The sequence below is a fragment of the Roseateles sp. GW823-FHT07B05 genome (assembly GCF_058794515.1).
In genome coordinates this window covers 409550-427821 of record NZ_JBXAGX010000003.1, presented here as the reverse complement: position 1 = coordinate 427821, position 18272 = coordinate 409550, and the positions used below count along the sequence as shown (strand labels likewise).

18 protein-coding genes are annotated in these 18272 nt (G+C 71.2%); 12 read left to right on the top strand and 6 right to left on the bottom strand.

Annotated elements, in window-relative coordinates:
* Positions 1-1176 (bottom strand): PQQ-dependent sugar dehydrogenase, encoded by a 1176-nt coding sequence (locus tag AC1Q7O_RS10180; RefSeq protein ID WP_492661544.1) that lies wholly within the window; start codon positions 1174-1176, stop codon positions 1-3.
* Positions 1177-1365: 189 nt separating this feature from the next.
* Here AC1Q7O_RS10180 and AC1Q7O_RS10175 point away from each other — a divergent pair, with 189 nt between their 5' ends.
* Both AC1Q7O_RS10175 and AC1Q7O_RS10170 read left to right on the top strand, forming a co-directional pair.
* Positions 1366-3147 (top strand): DUF1800 family protein, encoded by a 1782-nt coding sequence (locus tag AC1Q7O_RS10175; protein ID WP_492661545.1) that lies wholly within the window; start codon positions 1366-1368, stop codon positions 3145-3147.
* A gap of 17 nt (positions 3148-3164) precedes the next feature.
* Positions 3165-4577 carry a DUF1501 domain-containing protein gene (locus AC1Q7O_RS10170; protein ID WP_492661546.1) on the top strand — a complete coding sequence of 471 codons (1413 nt, stop codon included), beginning with the start codon at positions 3165-3167 and terminating at the stop codon, positions 4575-4577.
* Here the strand turns inward: AC1Q7O_RS10170 and AC1Q7O_RS10165 are convergent.
* Positions 4574-5452, bottom strand: a complete 879-nt coding sequence (locus tag AC1Q7O_RS10165; protein ID WP_492661547.1) for an SDR family oxidoreductase — start codon at positions 5450-5452, stop codon at positions 4574-4576. The two genes, AC1Q7O_RS10170 and AC1Q7O_RS10165, sit on opposite strands and share 4 nt — an antisense overlap.
* Before the next feature lie 115 nt (positions 5453-5567).
* Here AC1Q7O_RS10165 and AC1Q7O_RS10160 point away from each other — a divergent pair, with 115 nt between their 5' ends.
* Entirely contained in the window at positions 5568-6443 is an 876-nt protein-coding gene (locus AC1Q7O_RS10160; protein ID WP_492661566.1) for a LysR family transcriptional regulator, read from the top strand.
* Here the strand turns inward: AC1Q7O_RS10160 and AC1Q7O_RS10155 are convergent.
* Positions 6440-7846, bottom strand: a complete 1407-nt coding sequence (locus AC1Q7O_RS10155) for a M28 family metallopeptidase (RefSeq protein WP_492661548.1) — start codon at positions 7844-7846, stop codon at positions 6440-6442. The two genes, AC1Q7O_RS10160 and AC1Q7O_RS10155, sit on opposite strands and share 4 nt — an antisense overlap.
* A 70-nt stretch (positions 7847-7916) precedes the next feature.
* Between AC1Q7O_RS10155 and fusA the strand changes: the two genes are divergently transcribed.
* The 5 genes from fusA to AC1Q7O_RS10130 all read left to right on the top strand — a co-directional run bounded on the left by fusA (position 7917) and on the right by AC1Q7O_RS10130 (position 12289).
* Entirely contained in the window at positions 7917-9968 is a 2052-nt protein-coding gene (gene fusA, locus AC1Q7O_RS10150; protein ID WP_492661549.1) for an elongation factor G, read from the top strand.
* A 48-nt stretch (positions 9969-10016) separates the two neighbouring features.
* Positions 10017-10604, top strand: coding sequence for a hypothetical protein (locus AC1Q7O_RS10145; RefSeq protein ID WP_492661550.1), 588 nt, complete (start codon positions 10017-10019; stop codon positions 10602-10604).
* Positions 10605-10918: 314 nt separating this feature from the next.
* Positions 10919-11083, top strand: coding sequence for a hypothetical protein (locus AC1Q7O_RS10140; RefSeq protein ID WP_492661551.1), 165 nt, complete (start codon positions 10919-10921; stop codon positions 11081-11083).
* Between the two features lie 67 nt (positions 11084-11150).
* Positions 11151-11387 carry a hypothetical protein gene (locus AC1Q7O_RS10135; protein WP_492661552.1) on the top strand — a complete coding sequence of 79 codons (237 nt, stop codon included), beginning with the start codon at positions 11151-11153 and terminating at the stop codon, positions 11385-11387.
* Positions 11388-11455: 68 nt separating this feature from the next.
* The gene (locus AC1Q7O_RS10130) at positions 11456-12289 is read left to right on the top strand and encodes an HDOD domain-containing protein (RefSeq protein WP_492661553.1); all 834 of its coding nucleotides are present in this window, start codon (positions 11456-11458) and stop codon (positions 12287-12289) included.
* Here the strand turns inward: AC1Q7O_RS10130 and AC1Q7O_RS10125 are convergent.
* Positions 12274-12918, bottom strand: coding sequence for a PEP-CTERM sorting domain-containing protein (locus tag AC1Q7O_RS10125; RefSeq protein ID WP_492661554.1), 645 nt, complete (start codon positions 12916-12918; stop codon positions 12274-12276). The genes AC1Q7O_RS10130 and AC1Q7O_RS10125 overlap by 16 nt on opposite strands.
* Positions 12919-13032: 114 nt before the next feature.
* Entirely contained in the window at positions 13033-13515 is a 483-nt protein-coding gene (locus AC1Q7O_RS10120; RefSeq protein WP_492661555.1) for an Lrp/AsnC family transcriptional regulator, read from the bottom strand.
* Here AC1Q7O_RS10120 and AC1Q7O_RS10115 point away from each other — a divergent pair.
* Complete coding sequence (locus AC1Q7O_RS10115) at positions 13514-13699, top strand: hypothetical protein (RefSeq protein WP_492661556.1); 186 nt, start codon at positions 13514-13516, stop codon at positions 13697-13699. The genes AC1Q7O_RS10120 and AC1Q7O_RS10115 overlap by 2 nt on opposite strands.
* Before the next feature lie 60 nt (positions 13700-13759).
* Positions 13760-14896 (top strand): 4-hydroxyphenylpyruvate dioxygenase, encoded by a 1137-nt coding sequence (gene hppD, locus AC1Q7O_RS10110; protein WP_492661557.1) that lies wholly within the window; start codon positions 13760-13762, stop codon positions 14894-14896.
* Here hppD and AC1Q7O_RS10105 read toward each other — a convergent pair.
* Positions 14851-15711 carry an esterase/lipase family protein gene (locus AC1Q7O_RS10105; RefSeq protein ID WP_492662690.1) on the bottom strand — a complete coding sequence of 287 codons (861 nt, stop codon included), beginning with the start codon at positions 15709-15711 and terminating at the stop codon, positions 14851-14853. The two genes, hppD and AC1Q7O_RS10105, sit on opposite strands and share 46 nt — an antisense overlap.
* A 35-nt stretch (positions 15712-15746) precedes the next feature.
* Between AC1Q7O_RS10105 and AC1Q7O_RS10100 the strand changes: the two genes are divergently transcribed.
* Both AC1Q7O_RS10100 and AC1Q7O_RS10095 read left to right on the top strand, forming a co-directional pair.
* Positions 15747-16448, top strand: coding sequence for a DUF8198 family protein (locus AC1Q7O_RS10100; RefSeq protein ID WP_492661559.1), 702 nt, complete (start codon positions 15747-15749; stop codon positions 16446-16448).
* 71 nt (positions 16449-16519) lie between these two features.
* Positions 16520-18262: a long-chain-fatty-acid--CoA ligase gene (locus AC1Q7O_RS10095; RefSeq protein ID WP_492661560.1), complete on the top strand. Its 1743-nt coding sequence runs from the start codon at positions 16520-16522 to the stop codon at positions 18260-18262.
* The last annotated feature ends 10 nt before the right edge of the window (positions 18263-18272 follow it).

Below are 18272 nucleotides of genomic sequence, written 5' to 3'. Positions count from 1 at the left end.
TCAGCGCGCGATCCGAATGAGCTTGCCGCTGTCGGTCAGCAGCAGCAGCGCGCCGTCGGGCGCGGGCTTCACGGCGCGGATGCGCTCGCCCAGGTCCTCGAACAGCTTCTCGCGGCTGGTGACGGCGTCGCCCGACAGCGTCAGCCGCCACAGCGCCTGGCCGGCCAGCGCGCCGACGAACAGGTTGCCCTGCCACTCCGGGAACATCGCACCGCCGTAGAACGCGATGCCGGACGGCGCGATGGAGGTCGGCACCCACCAGGTCAGCGGCTCGACGAAGCGCGGCGCGTGCACGCCGCCGCCGATGGCGCAGGCGGTGCCCACCGGGTCGCCGTAGTTGCAGCCGTAGCTGACCGTGGGCCAGCCGTGGTTGCCACCTGCGCGGGCGATGTTGATCTCGTCACCGCCCTGCGCGCCATGCTCGCTAACCCACAGCTCGCCGGTCACCGGGTGCAGCGCCGCGCCCTGCGGGTTGCGGTGGCCAAGGCTCCACAGGCCGGGCCGGGCGCCGGCGCCGAAGGACGGGTTGTCGGCCGGGAGGCTGCCGTCGCGGTTCACGCGCACCACCTTGCCCAGCGTCTGCGCCACGTCCTGCGCCGGGCTGCCCAGCTGGCGCTCGCCCAGCGTGATGAACAGCGTCTTGTCGCGCGCGAACACCAGCCGCGAGCCGTAGTGCGCGCTGCCGGCCACCTTGGGCGCCTGGCGGAAGATGACCGTCAGCCCCTGCAGCGCATTGCCAACCAGCTGCGCCCGCGCGACCGCGGTGCCGGCCTTGCCCGCCTCGGCACCGCTGCCGGGCTCGGCGTAGCTGAGGAAGACCAGGCCGGTGGTGGCGAAGTCCGGGTCCAGTGCCACATCCAGCAGCCCGCCCTGGCCGGCGCTGTCCACGGCAGGGGCGCCGGTGACGGGCTGGCTGGTCGCCAGGTCTGCCGCGACGCGCACGAGGCCGGCGGTGCGCTGCGTGACCAGCCAGCTGCCGTCGGGCAACTGGGCCAGGCCCCAGGGGTTGGTGAGCCGCACCGGCTGCGCCGTGGCCCGGGCGGGGCCGGTGGGCGCGGACGCGGGCGAAGACGCCGGGGCCGCCACCGGCGGGGCGCTGCCGCCGCCACCACCGCAGGCCGACAGCAACGCCAGGCAGCACAGCACGGCGCGGCGGAGAAGAGGCGTGGGGTTCATGCGGGGCTCCTGCGGCGAAGGATGCGGGCCAGTGTGGCGCGCAACAGCCGTGTGGGATATCACGCCGCCCTGCACATCAAGCGCCGGCTTGTTGCCGTTGGTAAGCGCATCGACGGCATGGCAACCTGGCGTTACGGCCGTTGCGCCGGCGCGGCCATCATGCGCGGCCGCCGTCCTTGCCGCCATCCCATGCGCCTGCTCCTTCCTGCCCTTGCCCGCCCTCGCCGGGCCGCCCCCGCCAGTGCGTGGGCCATCTCCATCGCCGCGCTGCTGGCCGGCTGCGGCGGTGGCGGAGGTGGCAGCAGCCCCACCAGCACGCCCGCCGGCGGCATCACGACACCGCCGGTCGCCGCCACCCCGGCCACGCCGCCGATGACGCAGCGCGACGCCGTGCGGCTGGCCTCGCAGGCCAGCTTCGGCGCCACCGAGGCGCTGGTCACGCAGATGCGCACGCAGAGCGCCGCCGCCTGGGTGCAGGCGCAGCAGCAGCTGCCGGCCACGTCGCGCTACACGCTGGGCGGCACCAGCGCCGTGCACACGGACACCACCGGCGTGGGCTTCTGCGACCAGGCAGCCAACCAGGGCGACAACTGCTGGCGCGATGCGTTTTCCAGCATGCCGCTGCTGTGGGACTTCTACCGCAACGCCGTCGCCCAGCCCGACCAGCTGCGCCAGCGCGTGGCCTTTGCGCTGCAGCAGATCGTCGTCGTCAGCAACCTGGAGGTGGAAGGCACCTACGGCCTGCGCCGCTACCAGAACGCGCTGCTGGACAGCTCCTTCGGCAACTACCGCGACGTGCTGCGCCACGTGGCGCTCAGCCCGGTGATGGGCGACTACCTGAACGGCGTCAACAACGACAAGGCGGCGCCCAATGAGAACTTCGCGCGCGAGCTGCTGCAGCTGTTCTCCCTGGGCACCTGCCTGCTGGAGGCCGACGGCAGCCTCAAGGGCGGCAAGTGCCAGCCCACCTACGACAACGCAATGGTGCGCAACTACGCCTATGCGCTGACGGGCTGGACCTACCCGGCCGGCGGCAAGTCCAAGTGGACCTGCCAGCCCAAGGGCGCCAACTGCCAGTTCTACGACGGCGAGATGGCGCCGCTGGCCAGCCTGCACGACACCGCCGAGCGCCCGCTGCTGGCCGGCGGCAAGAAGGCCGCCGGCAGCACGCCCGCGCAGGCGCTGGACGCCGTGCTGGACAGCCTGCTGGCCCACCCCAACGCGGCGCCCTTCATCGGCCGCCAGCTCATCCAGGCCCTGGTGCGCTCCAACCCCTCGGCCGGCTATGTGACGCGCGTCAGCACGGCGTTCCAGAGCGGCAAGTTCAGCAAGGACGGCGTGAGCTTCGGCGCCGGCAAGCACGGTGACCTGGCGGCCACGGTGGCTGCCGTGCTGTTGGACGCCGAGGCCCGCGGCGACGCCGCGCCCGGCAGCGCCGGCGGCCGGCTGCGCGAACCCGTGCTGATGATGACCGGCGTGCTGCGTGCGCTGAATGGCAAGACCGACGGCGACGCGCTGGGCTGGTGGTGGGGCGAGACGCTGCGCCAGCACGTCTTCCGTTCGCCGTCGGTCTTCAATTTCTACCCGCCGGACTACCCCGTGCCCGGCACGCAGCTGACCGGCGGCGCCTTCGGCATCCACAACGCCAACACGTCGCTGGAGCGGCTGAACTACCTGACCTATCTGCTGAACTGGGGCGGCTCGCAGCCGGTGGCCAACGTGCCCGGTGCGACCGGCACGCAGGTGACGCTGGACGCGTTCGACGCCGACGCCACCGACGCCGCCAAGCTGGTCGACCGCCTGTCGCTGCTGGCCCATGGCGAACCGCTGCCCAGCACGGCACGCGCCAAGGTGCTGGAGGCCGTGTCCTGGTGGACCGAGAAGACCGACGCCAAGACCTGGCAACGCAACCGCGTGAAGACGGCCGCCTACCTCGTGTTCGCGGCGCCCCAGTACCAGATCGTCCGCTGAGCCGGGGAGTCCATTCCATGTCCCACCATCACCACCACGCCCCCAGCCGCCGCCGCCTGCTTGCCGGCGCGCTGGGCCTGGGCACGCTGGGCGCGCTCGCGCCGCTGCGCCCGGCCCGCGCGGCCGACTTCAAGGCGCTGGTCTGCATCTTCCTGTACGGCGGCAACGACGGCATGAACACCGTCGCGCCGATGGACACGACGCGCTACGCCGACTACGCCCGCGTGCGCGCCGGCCTGGCGCTGCCGCAGGGCAGCCTGGGGCGGCTGGGCACCAGCGACTACGGCCTGCACCCCAGCCTGGCCGCGCTGAACCCGCTGTTCGCCGCCGGCCGCATGGCCGTGCAGTTCAACGTCGGCCCGCTGAGCGCGCCGCTGACCAAGGCGCAGTACCGCGCCGACGCCGGCAAGTCGCAGGTGACGCCGCCCAGCCTGTTCTCGCACAGCGACCAGCAGGTGCTGTGGGAGTCCGGCAGCACCGATGCGCAGAGCCGCACCGGCTGGGGCGGCCGCGCATCGGCCACGCTGGGGCTGGCGCAGCCGGTCATCAGCGTCGGCGGCAACGGCCGCTTCGGCCTGTCGGAGCTGGCCGCGCCGCTGGTGCTGCCCGGCCCGGGGGACGGCTTCGGCGCCGCCGGTCTGGCCGCGTCGGACCTGACCTGGAAGCCCAACGCGCTGAAGCTGGACGCGCTGAAGGCCGTGTCCGCCGAGACCGACACCGACCTGGCCGGCGCGTTCGAAAAGCAGCAGCGCGACGCGATGGCGCTGTCGGAGCAGCTGGGCCCGCTGGTCAAGCGCAAGCCGGGCGAGGCCGGCAGCAACGCCGCCATCGACGCCGCGTTCGCGCCGCTGATCGCCAACGGCAACGTGACGACGGGCCTGGCCAAGCAGCTCTACCAGGCGGCCAAGCTGCTGGACGTGCGCGCCACGCTGGGCGGCAGCCGGCAGATCTACTTCGCGCAACTGGGCGGCTTCGACACGCACGGCGGCCAGATCGGCAGCGACGCCGTCTCCGGCCACCACGCCGGGCTGCTCAAGCAGCTGGGCGACGCGCTGGCCTGCTTCCAGGCCGCGCTGACGGCGCTGGGGCTGGCCGATGCGGTCACCACGTTCACGCAGAGCGACTTCGGCCGCACCTTCAAGCCCAACAACAGCAGCGGCACCGACCACGCCTGGGGCAACCACCACCTCGTGCTGGGCGGCGCGGTCAAGGGCGGCTTCTACGGCAGCTACCCGACGCTGGCGCTGGGCGGGCCGGACGACGTCGGCGTGGACAGCTGGGAGCAGCACGGCCGCTGGATTCCCACCAGCTCGGTGGACCAGTACGCCGCCACGCTGCTGGGCTGGATGGGCGCCAGCGCCACGCAGCTGGACACCATCCTGCCCAACCTGCCCAACTTCGGCAGCCGGCGCAGCCTGGGCTTTCTTTAAGCCGCCGGCGTGGCCGCCACGCGTTCGGCGACGAAGGCCGCGTAGGTGCGCAGCGGCCGGCCCAGCCGCTGTTCCAGCGTCTGCACGGCGCCGTCGGCGGCGAGCTGGCCGATCTGCTGGATGCGGCTCATCATCAGCCGCAGGTCGTAGGCCATCCAGCCCGGCGCGTTCTGCGCCAGTTGCGCCTCAAAGGCCTGCACGTCGTCGCCGGCGTAGTGGATGTCGCGGCCCAGCGCCTGGCTCCACACGGCCGCCGCCTGCGGGCCGTTGATGACTTCCGGGCCGACGACTTCCAGCGTCAGGCGCGGCAGCGGCGCCGGCGCGCGGTCGCGGCGCAGCAGTTCGGCCACGGCGACATCGGCGATGTCGCGCGCATCCACCATCGCGCAGCCCACCGCACCGATGGGCATCGGGAACACGCCGTAGCCCTCGACGACGGGCTGGATCTGCACGTCGTTCTGCATGAAGTAGGCCGGCCGCAGGATGGTGGCCGGCAGGTCCAGCGACTCGATCATGCGTTCCACCGTGTATTTGCCGGCGAAGTGCGGCACATCGGTGTAGAGGTCCGCGTTGATGACCGACAGGTAGACGATGCGCTGGATGCCCAGCTCGCGGGCGACATTCAATGCCTGCAACGACTGGGTCACCTCGTCGGCGGCCAGCGCATTCAGCAGGAACAGCGTGCGCACGCCGGCCATGGCGCGGCGCATGGAGGCCACGTCCGTGAGGTCGGCGACGGCGCCCTTGACGCCTGCGGGCAGCGACAGCGTGCCGGTCTTGCGGACCAGCGCGGTGACGTCCGCGCCCTGGTGGGCCAGGCCCTGGACGACGAGGGAGCCGATGGTGCCGGTGGCGCCGATGACGAGGATGCTCATGGGAAAACTCCGTGATTCAGAAGGGTTGTGGGAAAGCACGGAACGAAAGATAGGCCGTTGCATCCGATAAACACAGACGCCAAAATCAAGACAAACCGTCTTGATTTCAAAACACATGGACCTGAACGCGCTGGCCGACTTCAACCTCGTGGCCACCCACGGCGGCTTCGGGCGGGCCAGCCGCGCCAGCCGGCGCTCCAAGGCGACGCTGTCCCGGCGCGTGGCCGAACTGGAGGAGCAGTTGGGCGTGCGCCTCATCGAGCGCAGCGCCAAGGGGCTGGAGCTGACCGAGGCCGGCCAGCTGCTGCTGAGCCGCACCGAAGGCCCGCTGCACGAGGTGGCCGACGCCCTCACCGCCGCCCGCGAGGGCACGGGCCGGGTCAGCGGGCGGCTGCGCATCGCCACGCCGGTGCTGTTCGCGCAGCTGGCGATGGGGCGGCTGACGGCCGAGTTCCGGCGCCTCTACCCGGACGTCACCGTCGATGTGGTGGCCGAAGACCGCGTCGTGAACCTCGTCGACGAGCAGTTCGACGTGGCGATCCGCCCCAACCCGCGGCCGGACACGGCCCTCGTCGGCCGGCGCTTCGCGACTGACCGCCTCGTCGTCGTGGCGGCGCCGTCCATCGCCATGCCGCCGCCCGGAGCCGAGCCGGTGCGCGTGGAGGCCGTCGTCAACGCCTTCCGCGACGGCGACACCTGGGCACTGGAGGGCAGCGGGCTCGTGCTGGCGCCGGTGCCCGTGCTGCGGCTGTCGTCGATGCTGATGCTGCGCGACGCCGCGCTGGCCGGCGCGGGCGTCACGCTGCTGCCGCGGTCCATCGTCGGGCCGCAGCTGGCCAGCGGCGCGCTCGCGGCCTGGGGGGCCGTGGGCCCGGACGTGGCGCTGTGGGTGCTGCACACGTCGCGCCGCCTGGCCAGCCCCAAGGTCAAGGCCTTCGTGGACTTCATGGCCTCGCGCTACCCCGACGGCGAGCTGGTGCTGGCCGGCTAGCGCTTGGGCAGCGGGTAGCTCGCCAGGCTGGCGTAGCCCTTCTTCGACAGCGCCTGCACGCCGAAGATGACGTTGTCCTTGGACACCGGCAGCGTCACGCGCGTGGTCTTGCCCACATCGCGGGCCTGTTGCCAGGTGGCCGAATCGGTGTCACGCCAGACGACACGGTAGCCGGCCACCTCGGGGTCGTCGCCGGCCTGCCATTCCAGCGTCGAGTCGTTGGTCAGCCCGCTGGCGTCCAGCCGCACGCCTTTCGGCGGCGCCGGCGCCCAGGCCAGCGTCGCGAAGCCGGCCAGGTTCGCGCGCGTGACGTCGGCCACATAGGCGAAGTCGACGAACTCGGGCAGGTCGCCGTAGACGACGCCGTTTTCCGTCCTGGGGTTCTGGTGCTGATGGGCGAAGTTCTCGAAGGGCTCCGAAAAGCGCACGGCCGCGTAGCCGCGCTCCAGGAAGGGCAGGTGGTCGCCGCCGCGCAGGTAGCGGTCGCGGCGCTGGATCAGCTGCACCGTGAAGCCGGGCATCGCCGCCTCGGCGGCCGCCTTCAGGTGGCGGCCCAGCTGGTGGGTCGGCAGGTCCTCGTTGGCGCCGGCCTGCAGCAGCGGCAGCAGCTCGGCCTGCATCGCGGTGAAGGCCTTCTGGTCCGCGGCGGACGCGGGCCGGTTGGCCTGCGCCTGCATCAGCAGCCGCACCAGCGGGTCCAGCCCGTCGGCAAACAGCCGCATGCGCTTGGGGTCGCGCTGGCCGGCGTCGCCGCGCGAGCTGCCGACGATGTCGTTGGTGGCCATGGCCTCCACGTTCAGCCCCTCGGCGCGCGCATCGCGGGCCCACTGCGCGGCGCCCAGCAGGCCCTGCTCCTCGCCCGGCACGGCCATGAAGACCAGCGTCGCGTCGAACTGGCGCGTCGCCATCACGCAGGCCAGCTCCATGATGACGGCCGTGCCCGACGCGTCGTCGTTGGCGCCCGGCGCCTCGCCCAGCGCGTCCATCACGTCGCTGTTGCGCGAGTCGTAGTGGCCGCTGACGACCAGCAGCCGCCCCTTGCTGACGCCGCGGCCGGGCAGCGTCGCGACGATGTTGACCAGCTCGGTCGGCTGCGGCACCCGCGCGCCGGCGGGCTCGATGAAGCTCTGCTCCTCCACCTTCAGCCGGCTGCCCGGCGCCTTCGCGCAGGCCTGCAGCTCGGCGGTGATCCAGCGCCGCGCGGCGCCGATGCCGCGGGTGTCGGACGCGATGTCCGACAGCGTGTGTCGCGTGCCGAAGCCCACCAGCTTGCGGATGCGCGCCTCGATGCGCGCGGGGCTGACCTCGGCCAGCATGGCGGGCAGGTCGTCGGCCGGGGTGGGCTGGGCCTGGGCCGAAGCGGCCAGCAGGGCGAACAGGAGGGCGCTGAGTCGGGCTTGCATCGGCGCGATTCTGCGCTTGCCGCGCGATGCGGCATCCCCTACGCTGGCCGCTCCACACGAGGAGAGTCCGATGGCCCTGGATTCACGAGTGAGCGCGATCCGCACGGTCGCGCTGGTGGGCCCCGCGGCCGCCGGCAAGACGCTGCTGCTGGACGCGCTGCTGGCGCATGCCGGCGCCATCCCGCAGGCCGGCAGCATCGAGCGCGGCAGCACGGTCAGCGACCACGACCCGCTGGAAAAGCGCCTGGGCCATTCGCTGCAGTCCAGCCTCGCGCACTTCACGCACGGCGGCATTCGCGTGCATGCCATCGACACACCCGGCGCGCCGGACTTCGTCGGCCAGGCGCTGCCCGCGCTGGAGGCGGCGGACACGGCGCTGGTCGTCATCAACGCGCAGAACGGCATCGAGCTGATGGCCCAGCGCCTGCTGACCGCGGCCGGCGAGCGCGGGCTGGCGCGGCTCATCGTCGTCAACAAGATCGACGCGCCGGGCGTGGACCTGCCCGGGCTGCTGACGCAGATCCGCGAGGTGTTCGGCAAGGAGTGCCTGCCGCTGAACCTGCCGGCCGACGGCAGCCGGCGCGTGGCGGATTGCTTCTTTGCGGCCTCGGGAGAGGCCGATTTTTCGTCCGTGGCCGACGCGCACCGCGCCCTCGTCGAGCAGGTCGTGGAAGTGGACGCCGCCTTCGTCGACCGCTACCTGACCGATGGCGACGTCGACCCGAAGGAGCTGCACGCGCCGCTGGAGCAGGCGCTGCGCGAGGGCCACCTGATCCCGGTGTGCTTCTGCTCCGCGAAGACCGGCGCCGGCGTCGGCGAGCTGCTGGCGGCCATTGAGGCGCTGATGCCCAACCCGGCCGAGGGCAACCCGCCGCCGTTCCTGGAGGGCAAGGGCCCCGGGCCCCTGCCCTACCCCGCCACGCCCGACCCGGCCGCGCACGTGCTGGCGCATGTCTTCAAGATCGTGGCCGACCCCTACCTCGGCAAGATGGGCGTGCTGCGCGTGCACCAGGGCCGCGTCGCCAAGGGCGGCCAGCTGTACGTGGGCCATGCCCGCAAGCCCATCCGCGTGGCCCACCTGTTCATGCTGCAGGGCGCGAAACACATCGACATCGACGAGGCGCTGCCGGGCGACCTGTGCGCCATCGCCAAGGTGGACGACCTCGCCTTCGACGCCGTGCTGCACGACGCGCAGGAGGACGAGCACATCTTCCTGAAGGCACTGGACTTCCCGACCCCGGTGCACGGCCTGGCCATCGCGCCCGCACGCCGCGGCGACGAGCAGAAGCTGTGGGAGGTGCTGGCCCGGCTGGTGGACGAAGACCCCTGCCTGCGCATCGAGCAGGCAGGCGAGACCCACCAGACGCTGGTCTACGGCCTCGGCGAGCTGCACCTGCGCCTGCTGCTGGAGCGCGTGCGCGAGCTCTACAAGGGCGAGGTCGTCACCGAGCCGCCGCGCATCGCCTACCGCGAAACCATCTCGGCGCCCGCCGAGGGCCACTACCGCCACAAGAAGCAGAGCGGCGGCGCGGGGCAGTTCGGCGAGGTCTACCTGCGCGTCGAGCCGCTGCCGCGCGGCGCCGGTTTCGAGTTCGTCGACGCGGTCAAGGGCGGCACCATCCCGGGCCAGTTCATGCCCGCCGTCGAGAAGGGCGTGCGTTCCGCGCTGGTCAGCGGCGTCATCGCCGGCTATCCGCTCGTCGACCTGCGCGTCGTCGTCTTTGACGGCAAGCACCACTCGGTGGACAGCAAGGAGATCGCCTTCGTCACCGCCGGCCGCCGCGCACTGATCGAGGCCGTGCGGGCCGCGCAGCCACTGGTGCTGGAGCCCATCGTGCAGGTCGAGATCACCGCGCCGGAGCACGGCATCGGCGACATCACCGGCGACCTCGCCTCGCGCCGCGGCCAGGTCAACGGCACCCGCGCCGCCGTGCCCGGCAGCCTCATCGTGCAGGGCCTGGCGCCGCTGGCCGAACTGGCCAGCTACCAGACGCGGCTGAACGCGATGACGGCCGGCGAAGGGCGCTACACGCTGCTGCTGTCGCACTACGAGGCGGTGCCGCCCCACACCCAGGCGGCGCTGACCACCGCGTACAAGGGCACGGACGAGCCGGAGGGATGACCGCCGGGCCCCGGGGGCTTGGTGAACGGTCATTTATCATCACCCCCCATGCCCAGCGCCCCCCGCGACGTCGCGCAGATCCGATTGGACAACGCGATGCGGCTGTTCGAAGAGTTCGTCAGCGCCACCGTCAAACACCCCGATGCCGCCACCCTGCGTGGCCTGGAGCGGCGCTTTGCCGAGAAGCTGCAGATCCAGCCCAGCTACTGGAGCCAGATCAAGGGCCGCTCGCGCCAGATCGGCGAGCGGCTGGCGCGGCAGTTCGAGCAGCTGTGCCACAAGACGCCGGGCTGGATGGACATCGAGCATGGCGCCGCGCCCGCCCCGGCGCCGCTCTCGTCGATGGCCGCGGCCATGGGCCACGTCGCCCCGCCGCCGCCCGAGCCCTCGCCCAGCCTGCCGCAGGACGACGACGAGCGCTTCATCGTCGGCCTGGTGCTGACGTACTACCGCCGCCACCCGCAGCGCGCCCGCACGCGGCTGCTGGACCTGCTGGGCGAGGTGCTCACGCCCCAGCCCGCCGCGCCGCCACCGCCCCGCGCGGCGGCCAAGGCGGCGCCCAGCTCGCAGGCCGAGCTGGATGAATGGCGCCGGCTGCAGTCCGGCATCGCGCCGCTCAAGGCCAAGAAACGCTGATCGTTCCGCGCCTCCGTCATTGGACGGCTGCGCCCCCGCACGTTAGGGATGTTGGATAAAAACCGCTTGCGCAAGAGCAACGTTTGTTTATCATTTGCGCAAGTTGTGACGTTGCAGTCCCCGAACGTCATGGCGAGTGCCACCCCTCCCAAGCCTTGACCACCCGGCCCGCTTGCCTCGAGCAGCAAGCCCCGGGCACCCCGACTCTTTCGCGCAAACGCAGGCCCTGCCGGGTCGAGCCGCTGCATTGCCCGCTGCGCCCCGCGCGGCCCCAACCGGAGCACTCCATGCCCCAATTCACCTCCCCGCGACCCATGAAGCTGACGCTGCGCAAACCGCGCAATCCGCTCGTCGCGCCGGCGCTCAAACGCCAGGCCGGCCGACACCAGAGCGCCACCGACGCCCATGCGCTGCGCCAGCAGGCCCGCCTGGAACTGCGACGGCTGCTGCGCGACCGCTTCCCCGACGACAGCCCCTGAATCAGCCGCACCGCCCGCCCCTCGATCCATGTGATGAGGGCCGCCGGCGAGTGCCAAGGAGACCCTCATGAGATTGATCGAACTGCGCGGCCCCGACGCCGCCGACACCCACGACGCCTGGGCCCGCCGCTGGGTCCGCATCAAGCGCGCGGCGCGCGCGATCCGGCTGGTGTTCTCGCCCGCCTACCGCCGCCGCCGCGCCCGCCATCAGCTGGAGTTCTACGCCGAAGCCGGCGCGCCCGAAGGGGCGCTGTACGTCGACGGCCAGCTGACCGCGCAGCTGGACGGCGTGCGCAGGCTGTGAACTGAGGCCGAAAACCGGGCCGCATGTGACGAGCATGCGGCCCGTCCTCGTCCTAGCATCCGGACATCATGTCCGCCCCGCTGCGCCTGACCCGCCCGCTGCCCAGCCTCGATGCCTGGGTGGAAGCCTTTGCGACCGCCGAGATCCCCGTGCTGGCCGAGACGGCCGAGGCGCTGGAGCTGATGCGCGCCACCGAGGACGACGTGGACGCACACGGGCTGGCCGAGACGATCTCGACCGACCCGTTGATGTCGCTGAAGGTCATCGCCCACGCCAGCGAGTTGAAGCGCGGCCGGCTGATGGCCGACACCGAGACCGTGACCGCCGCGCTGGTGCTGATGGGCATCACGCCGTTCTTCCGCGCCTTCGGGCCGCAGCCGACGATGGAGGCCGCGCTGGCCGACCACGAGGACGCGCTGCTGGGGCTGGCGCGCGTGATGCAGCGCGCCGAGCGCGCGTCGCGCTTCGCGCTGGGGTTCGCGGCGCACCGCGCCGACCCGGACGCCGCCGTCATCCACAGCGCGGCGCTGCTGCACGACTTTGCCGAGATGCTGCTGTGGCTGCACGCGCCCGACCTGGCGCTGCAGATCGCCGCGCTGCAGGACGCCGACCACTCGATGCGCAGCGCGGCCGCGCAGCGCCAGGTGCTGGGCATCGAGCTGGCCGACCTGGAGCAGGCGCTGATGAAGCGCTGGCACCTGCCGGACCTGCTGATGCGCATCACCAACGACAAGCATGCGCGCGACCCGCAGGTGCGCTGCGTGCACCTGGCCGTGCGCCTGGCGCGGCACACGGCCCGGGGCTGGGACGATGCAGGCGTGCCGGACGACCTGCACGACATCGCCGAGTTGCTGAACCTCGGCGAAGCCCACACCCTAAAGCTGCTTCACGACTTCGACTGACGGCGGCGGTAGGCCGCCACCAGGCCCAGGCCGCCCAGCAGCAGCGCGGCGCTGGCCGGCTCCGGCACCGGCGTGGCCGTGAAGTTGGCGTTGTTGGGCGCGAAGTCGGAGATGGCGCTCACGCCGGCGAAGGTCGTGTTGCGCGGCCACAGGTTGAAGGTGTAGTCCAGCTTGTTCGCGAAGCCGGTGCTGGGCAGCAGCGCGCCGCTGACGGTGGCGGTGATGGTCTTGCCGCTGATGACGACCGAGCCCGTCGGCAGTGCGCCGGCGCCGGCCACGGTGCCCGTGCCGTTGGGGTTGAGCAGGACGACGCGGTCGAAGCGCACGCCGTTCAGGCCCAGGTTGTTGGCGAAGCCGGCCGTGCCGGCGCCGCGGTTCACGCCCCAGACGTACAGACCCGTGGCGGTGCTGCCCACGTTGCCGTCCATCGTGGCCCTCAGCGTGAAGGTGTCGGTGCTGGCGTTGTAGAACACGGTGGCGGCGACGACGTCCAGGTCGGCACTGGCGGCGGCGCTGCCGCCAAAGGTGGCGAGGAAGTCGCCCTTGGGGTCGGTGACGCCGTCCAGCGCGTGGCTGGCCAGCGGCAGGCCCAGCAGGGCAAGGGCGGCGGTGTGAGCAAGAAGACGCATGCAGAACTCCTGAGGTGGATGGGCTGACAGGGCCCGCCGCAGGCTGCGGCGTCGACCCTGGGCCATGAGTTCTGCCCGGCATCGCGCCGGTTCAAGCGCCGGCGCCTCACCCCCCTAGACTGGTACCGCCGTGGTGTTCTTCAGCCGCTCCAGCACGAAGCTGGTCTTGCAGTCCTGCACGCTGGGGTGCATCAGCAGCGTGTCGCTGATGAAGCGGGCGTAGTGCTGCATGTCCTGCACCAGCACGCGCAGCAGGTAGTCCATCTCGCCGGTCAGCGCGGCGCACTCCACCACCTCGGGCCAGGTCTGCACGGCCGCACGAAAGAGATCGCGCGGATTGCGCAGCGGGCTCTCGGTCTGCTTCTCCAGCCGCACATTGAGGTAGGCCGTCAGGCCCAGGCCCACACGCTCGGGCGGCACCAGCGCCACGTAGCTGCCGATGAAGCCCGCCTCCTCCAGCCGGCGCACGCGGCGCAACACGGCGGACGACGACAGCCCCGCCTCGGCGGCCAGCGCGTCGTAGGTGAGCCGGCCATCGGCCTGCAGCGCGCGCAGGATGCGGCGATCGATGGTGTCGAGCTCGAGGGGGGCGTCCATGCGGGAAATTGTGCAGCTTCCGTGCGGCTCAGCCGCCTTCGGCGAGGGCATGGCCCGGCTGCGCCGCAGCGGGCGCCTGAAAACCATCCTGGCAGGCCATGGCCTGGCGGCCAGCCGGCGCCATGGCAGCCAAATACGCATGATTTTTGCGCCACATCAAGACATGGCGCCACAAATTGCATGAATTCTGCGCCCCCTGCGCCGCAGAATTTTCAGCTTCCACAGCACAGCTCACGAGGCAGACATGGCCAAGTTCACCCCCTGGGACAACCCCATGGGCACCGACGGTTTCGAGTTCATCGAGTTCGCCGCGCCCGACCCGGCCGGGCTGGGCGAGCTGTTCCGCACGATGGGCTTCACGGCCGTGGCCCGCCACCGCCACAAGAACGTGACGCTGTATCGCCAGGGCGGCGTCAACTTCATCATCAACGCCGAGACCGACTCGTTCGCGCAGCGCTTCGCGCGGCTGCACGGCCCGTCGATCTGCGCCATCGCCTTCCGCGTGGAGAACGCCGCCCACGCCTACCAGCGCGCGCTGGAGCTGGGCGCCTGGGGCTTCGACAACAAGGCCGGCCCGATGGAGCTGAACATCCCGGCCATCAAGGGCATCGGCGACTCGCTGATCTACTTCGTCGACCGCTGGCAGGGCAAGGGCGGCGCCAAGCCGGGTGCCATCGGCAACATCGGCATCTACGACGTCGACTTCGTGCCGCTGCTGGACGCCGCCGGCCAGCCGGTGGACCCCAACCCGGTGGGCCACGGCCTGACCGAGATCGACCACCTGACGCACAACGTCTTCCGTGGCCGCATGAAGGAGTGGTCGGAGTTCTACGAGCGCTTCTTCAACTTCCGCGAGGTGCGCTACTTCGACATCGAGGGCAAGCTGACCGGCCTGAAGAGCAAGGCCATGACCAGCCCCTGCGGCAAGATCCGCATCCCGATCAACGAGAGTTCCGACGACAAGAGCCAGATCGCCGAGTACCTGGACCTGTACCACGGCGAGGGCATCCAGCACGTGGCGCTGGGCACGACGGACATCTACAAGTCCGTCGAGGGCATGAAGGGCACGGGCGTGGCCTTCCAGGACACCATCGAGACCTACTTCGACCTGATCGACAAGCGCCTGCCGGGCCACGGCGAGAACGTTGCCGAGCTGCGCCGCCTGCGCATCCTCATCGACGGCGCCACGCACCTGGGCGTGGACAACGAGCTGCTGCTGCAGATCTTCACGAAGGAAGTCATCGGCCCGATCTTCTTCGAGCTCATCCAGCGCAAGGGCAACGAGGGCTTCGGCGAGGGCAACTTCAAGGCGCTGTTCGAGAGCATCGAGCTCGATCAGATCCGCCGCGGCGTGCTGAAGGAAGAAGCCAGCGCGTCCTGAACGAGCTGCCAGGCCTCGGGCGCATGCACGAGGCCCATGTGGCCCACGCCGTCCAGCCGGTGCGCCCGCGCGCCGGGCAGCACGGCGCGCTCGGCCGGGTTGACGATCTGGTCACACGGCGTCCAGAAGCAGTCCACGTCGGGCAGCCCCGGCAGCTGCGCCAGCCAGGCGCTGCCCTGGCGCATCTGAGCCGCGTTGACGCCCAGCCCCAGCGCCGCCATGCGCGTGCCCTGGTGGGGTGAGCCCAGCGTGATGACGTGCGGCGCCTCGTGCCCGGCGCCGTACTTTCGCCACCAGGCCCGCAGCGCCAGGCCGCCCATGCTGTGCGCGCACAGCAGCGGCATGCGCCCCGTCAGGGCCTTGAGCTTCCGCACGCCGGCCTCGATCTCGTCCGCGTAGGCGTCGATGCTGCCGAACGCCGGCTCCAGCGTCGGCGCGACGAAGGCCACACCCCGCGCGCGCAGCAGCTTCATCCAGCCGTTCCAGCGGCCGCGGTTGCACGAGAAGCCATGCACCAGCAGCACGCCCTGCGTGGCGCCGGCGGGCAGGTGGTCGGGCTCGGCCCACTCCCGCCACGGCTGGCGCCAGGAGAACGCCAGCTCGCTGGCGGCGACCTCGCCAGCCCAGGCGCGCAAGAGCTGACCCCACGCCGGCGCGGGCCGGTTGACCCAGCGCAGCTGCGCGAACGCGAACGCCAGCACCGCCGCATGCAGGCCCAGCGTCGCCGCGCCCCAGATCCAGCCGAAGCGCCAGCCCACCCACAGCGCCGCGGCCAGCCGCAGCAACACCCAGATCCTCTGCAAGCGCCCATTCATCGGGCCAGTCTAAGCGGGCAAAATGAGGCGGCCCCATGGATGAACTCAGTGCCGAATCCCTGCTGAAGGAGCTGCGCGCCGTCGACGCCGAGCGCGAGCGGCGCGCCGCCGACCCCGGGCTCGACGCGCGCGTGCAGGCCGTCAAGACCTACCAGCAGCGCCGCTTCGCCCGCACCTACGCCGACCTGCTCGCCAACCCGCGCTACGAGGCCGCCACGCGCTTCTTCCTGCACGAGCTCTACGGCCCCGACGACTACCGCCAGCGCGACGCGCAGTTCGCCCGCGTCATCCCGACGCTGACGAGGCTGTTCCCCGACGAGGTGGTGGACACCGTCGCCCGGCTCGCCCGCCTGCATGCGCTGTCGGAGCGGCTGGACACGCGCATGGCCGAGCACCTGATGTCGCCCGACGTCACGGCCGAGGAGTACGCCATCGCGTGGCGCGCCTGCAGCGACCCGGCCACGCGCCAGCAGCAGATCGAGCTGACGATGGCCGTCGGCGAGTCGCTCGACAAGCTCACCCGGAAGCCGCTGCTGCGCCAGTCGCTGCGGCTGATGCGCGGGCCCGCGCAGATGGCCGGCCTGGGTGCGCTGCAGCACTTCCTCGAAAGCGGCTTCGACACCTTCCGCGCGATGCGCGGCGCGGGCGAGTTCCTGTCCACTGTGCGACAGCGCGAAGACACATTGGCACGCGGCCTCTTTCAAGCCGATACGTCCGTCCTAGGGCAACTCCCCTAGCTTGATGTAACTGGCAGTCCCACCATCAGCGGCTTCACGCAAAGCACGCAGAGCATGCGAAGGGGCCTCGAATGACCGCCGTTCTTGCCGACGTCACGCAGGTGACATCCCGCGACAAGCCCTGGCTGGCCGGCTACCCGCCGGGCGTGCCGTCGCAGGTCGACACGGGCGCCTACCGCTCGCTGGTGGACCTGCTGAACGAGGCCTTCCGCCAGCATGCGCGCCGCGACGCGGCCGTCTGCATGGGCCAGCGCATGAGCTTCGCCGAGATGGACCGGCTGTCGGTGCAGTTGGGCGCGTGGCTGCAGGCGCAAGGCCTCAAGCAGGGCGACCGCGTCGCCATCATGATGCCCAACGTGCTGCAGTACGGCGTGGCCATCGCCGGCATCCTGCGCGCGGGCTTCGTCGTCGTGAACGTGAACCCGCTGTACACGCCGCGCGAGCTGGAGCACCAGCTGAAGGACTCCGGCGCGCGCGCCATCGTCGTGCTGGAGAACTTCGCGCACACGCTGGCCGAGGTGCTCAACGCCACCGACGTGCACCACGTCGTGCTGGCGTCGATGGGCGACCTGCTGAGCTGGTGGAAGGGCCCGCTGATCAACTTCGCCGTGCGTCATCTGAAGAAGATGGTGCCGGAGTTCCGCCTGCCCGTCGGCGACGGCCGCACTGTCGTGCGCTTCAACGAGGCGCTGGCCCACGGCGACCGCCTGCACCTGAAGAAGCCCGAGCTGGGCCCCGACGACGTCGCCTTCCTGCAATACACCGGCGGCACCACCGGCGTGTCCAAGGGCGCCACGCTGCTGCACCGGAACATCGTCGCCAACATCCTGCAGGTGGAGGCCTGGTTCCAGCCCATGCTGTCCACGGTGCCCGGTTACGACAACGGCGACGTGCAGTTCACCAACGTCTGCGCGCTGCCCCTGTATCACATCTACGCGCTGACGGCCTGCTTCATGCTCGGCGCGCGCATGGGCCACCTGAACATCCTGGTGCCCAACCCGCGCGACATCCCCGGCTTCATCGAGACGCTGCGCGGCCACAAGGTGCACATCTTCCCGGCCGTCAACACGCTGTTCAACGCGCTGGCCAACGAGCCCGCCTTCGCGCGGCTGGACTTCTCCGAACTGACCATCTCCAACGGCGGCGGCATGGCCGTGCAGCAGGCCACGGCGGAGAAGTGGCTCAAGGTCACCGGCTGCCCGGTTGTCGAGGGCTACGGCCTGTCCGAGACCGCGCCGGCGGCCACGATCAACCCGCTGGACCAGCGCGCCTTCAACGGCAGCATCGGCCTGCCCATCTCGGGCACCGAGATCACCATCCGCGACGACGACGGGCAAGACCTGCCCCTGGGCGAGCGCGGCGAGATCTGCATCCGCGGCCCGCAGGTCATGGCCGGCTACTGGAAGCGCCCGGACGAGACCGCCAACGTCATGTACGGCGACGGCTTCTTCAAGAGCGGCGACATCGGCATCATGGACGAGCGCGGCTATGTGCGCATCGTCGACCGCAAGAAGGACATGATCCTCGTCAGCGGCTTCAACGTGTACCCGACCGAGATCGAGCAGGTCGTCAACCTGTACCCCGGCGTGCTGGAATGCGCCGCTGTCGGCGTGCCGGACGCCAAGTCCGGCGAGGCCGTCAAGCTGTTCGTCGTCAAGAGCGACCCGGCGCTGGCCGAGGAAGACCTGGCCAGCTATTGCGCCCAGCAGATGACGGCCTACAAGCGGCCCAGGTTCATCGAGTTCCGCGACGAGCTGCCCAAGAGCAACGTCGGCAAGATCCTGCGCCGCGAGCTGCGCACGCCGGGCGCCTGACCCCGCCCGG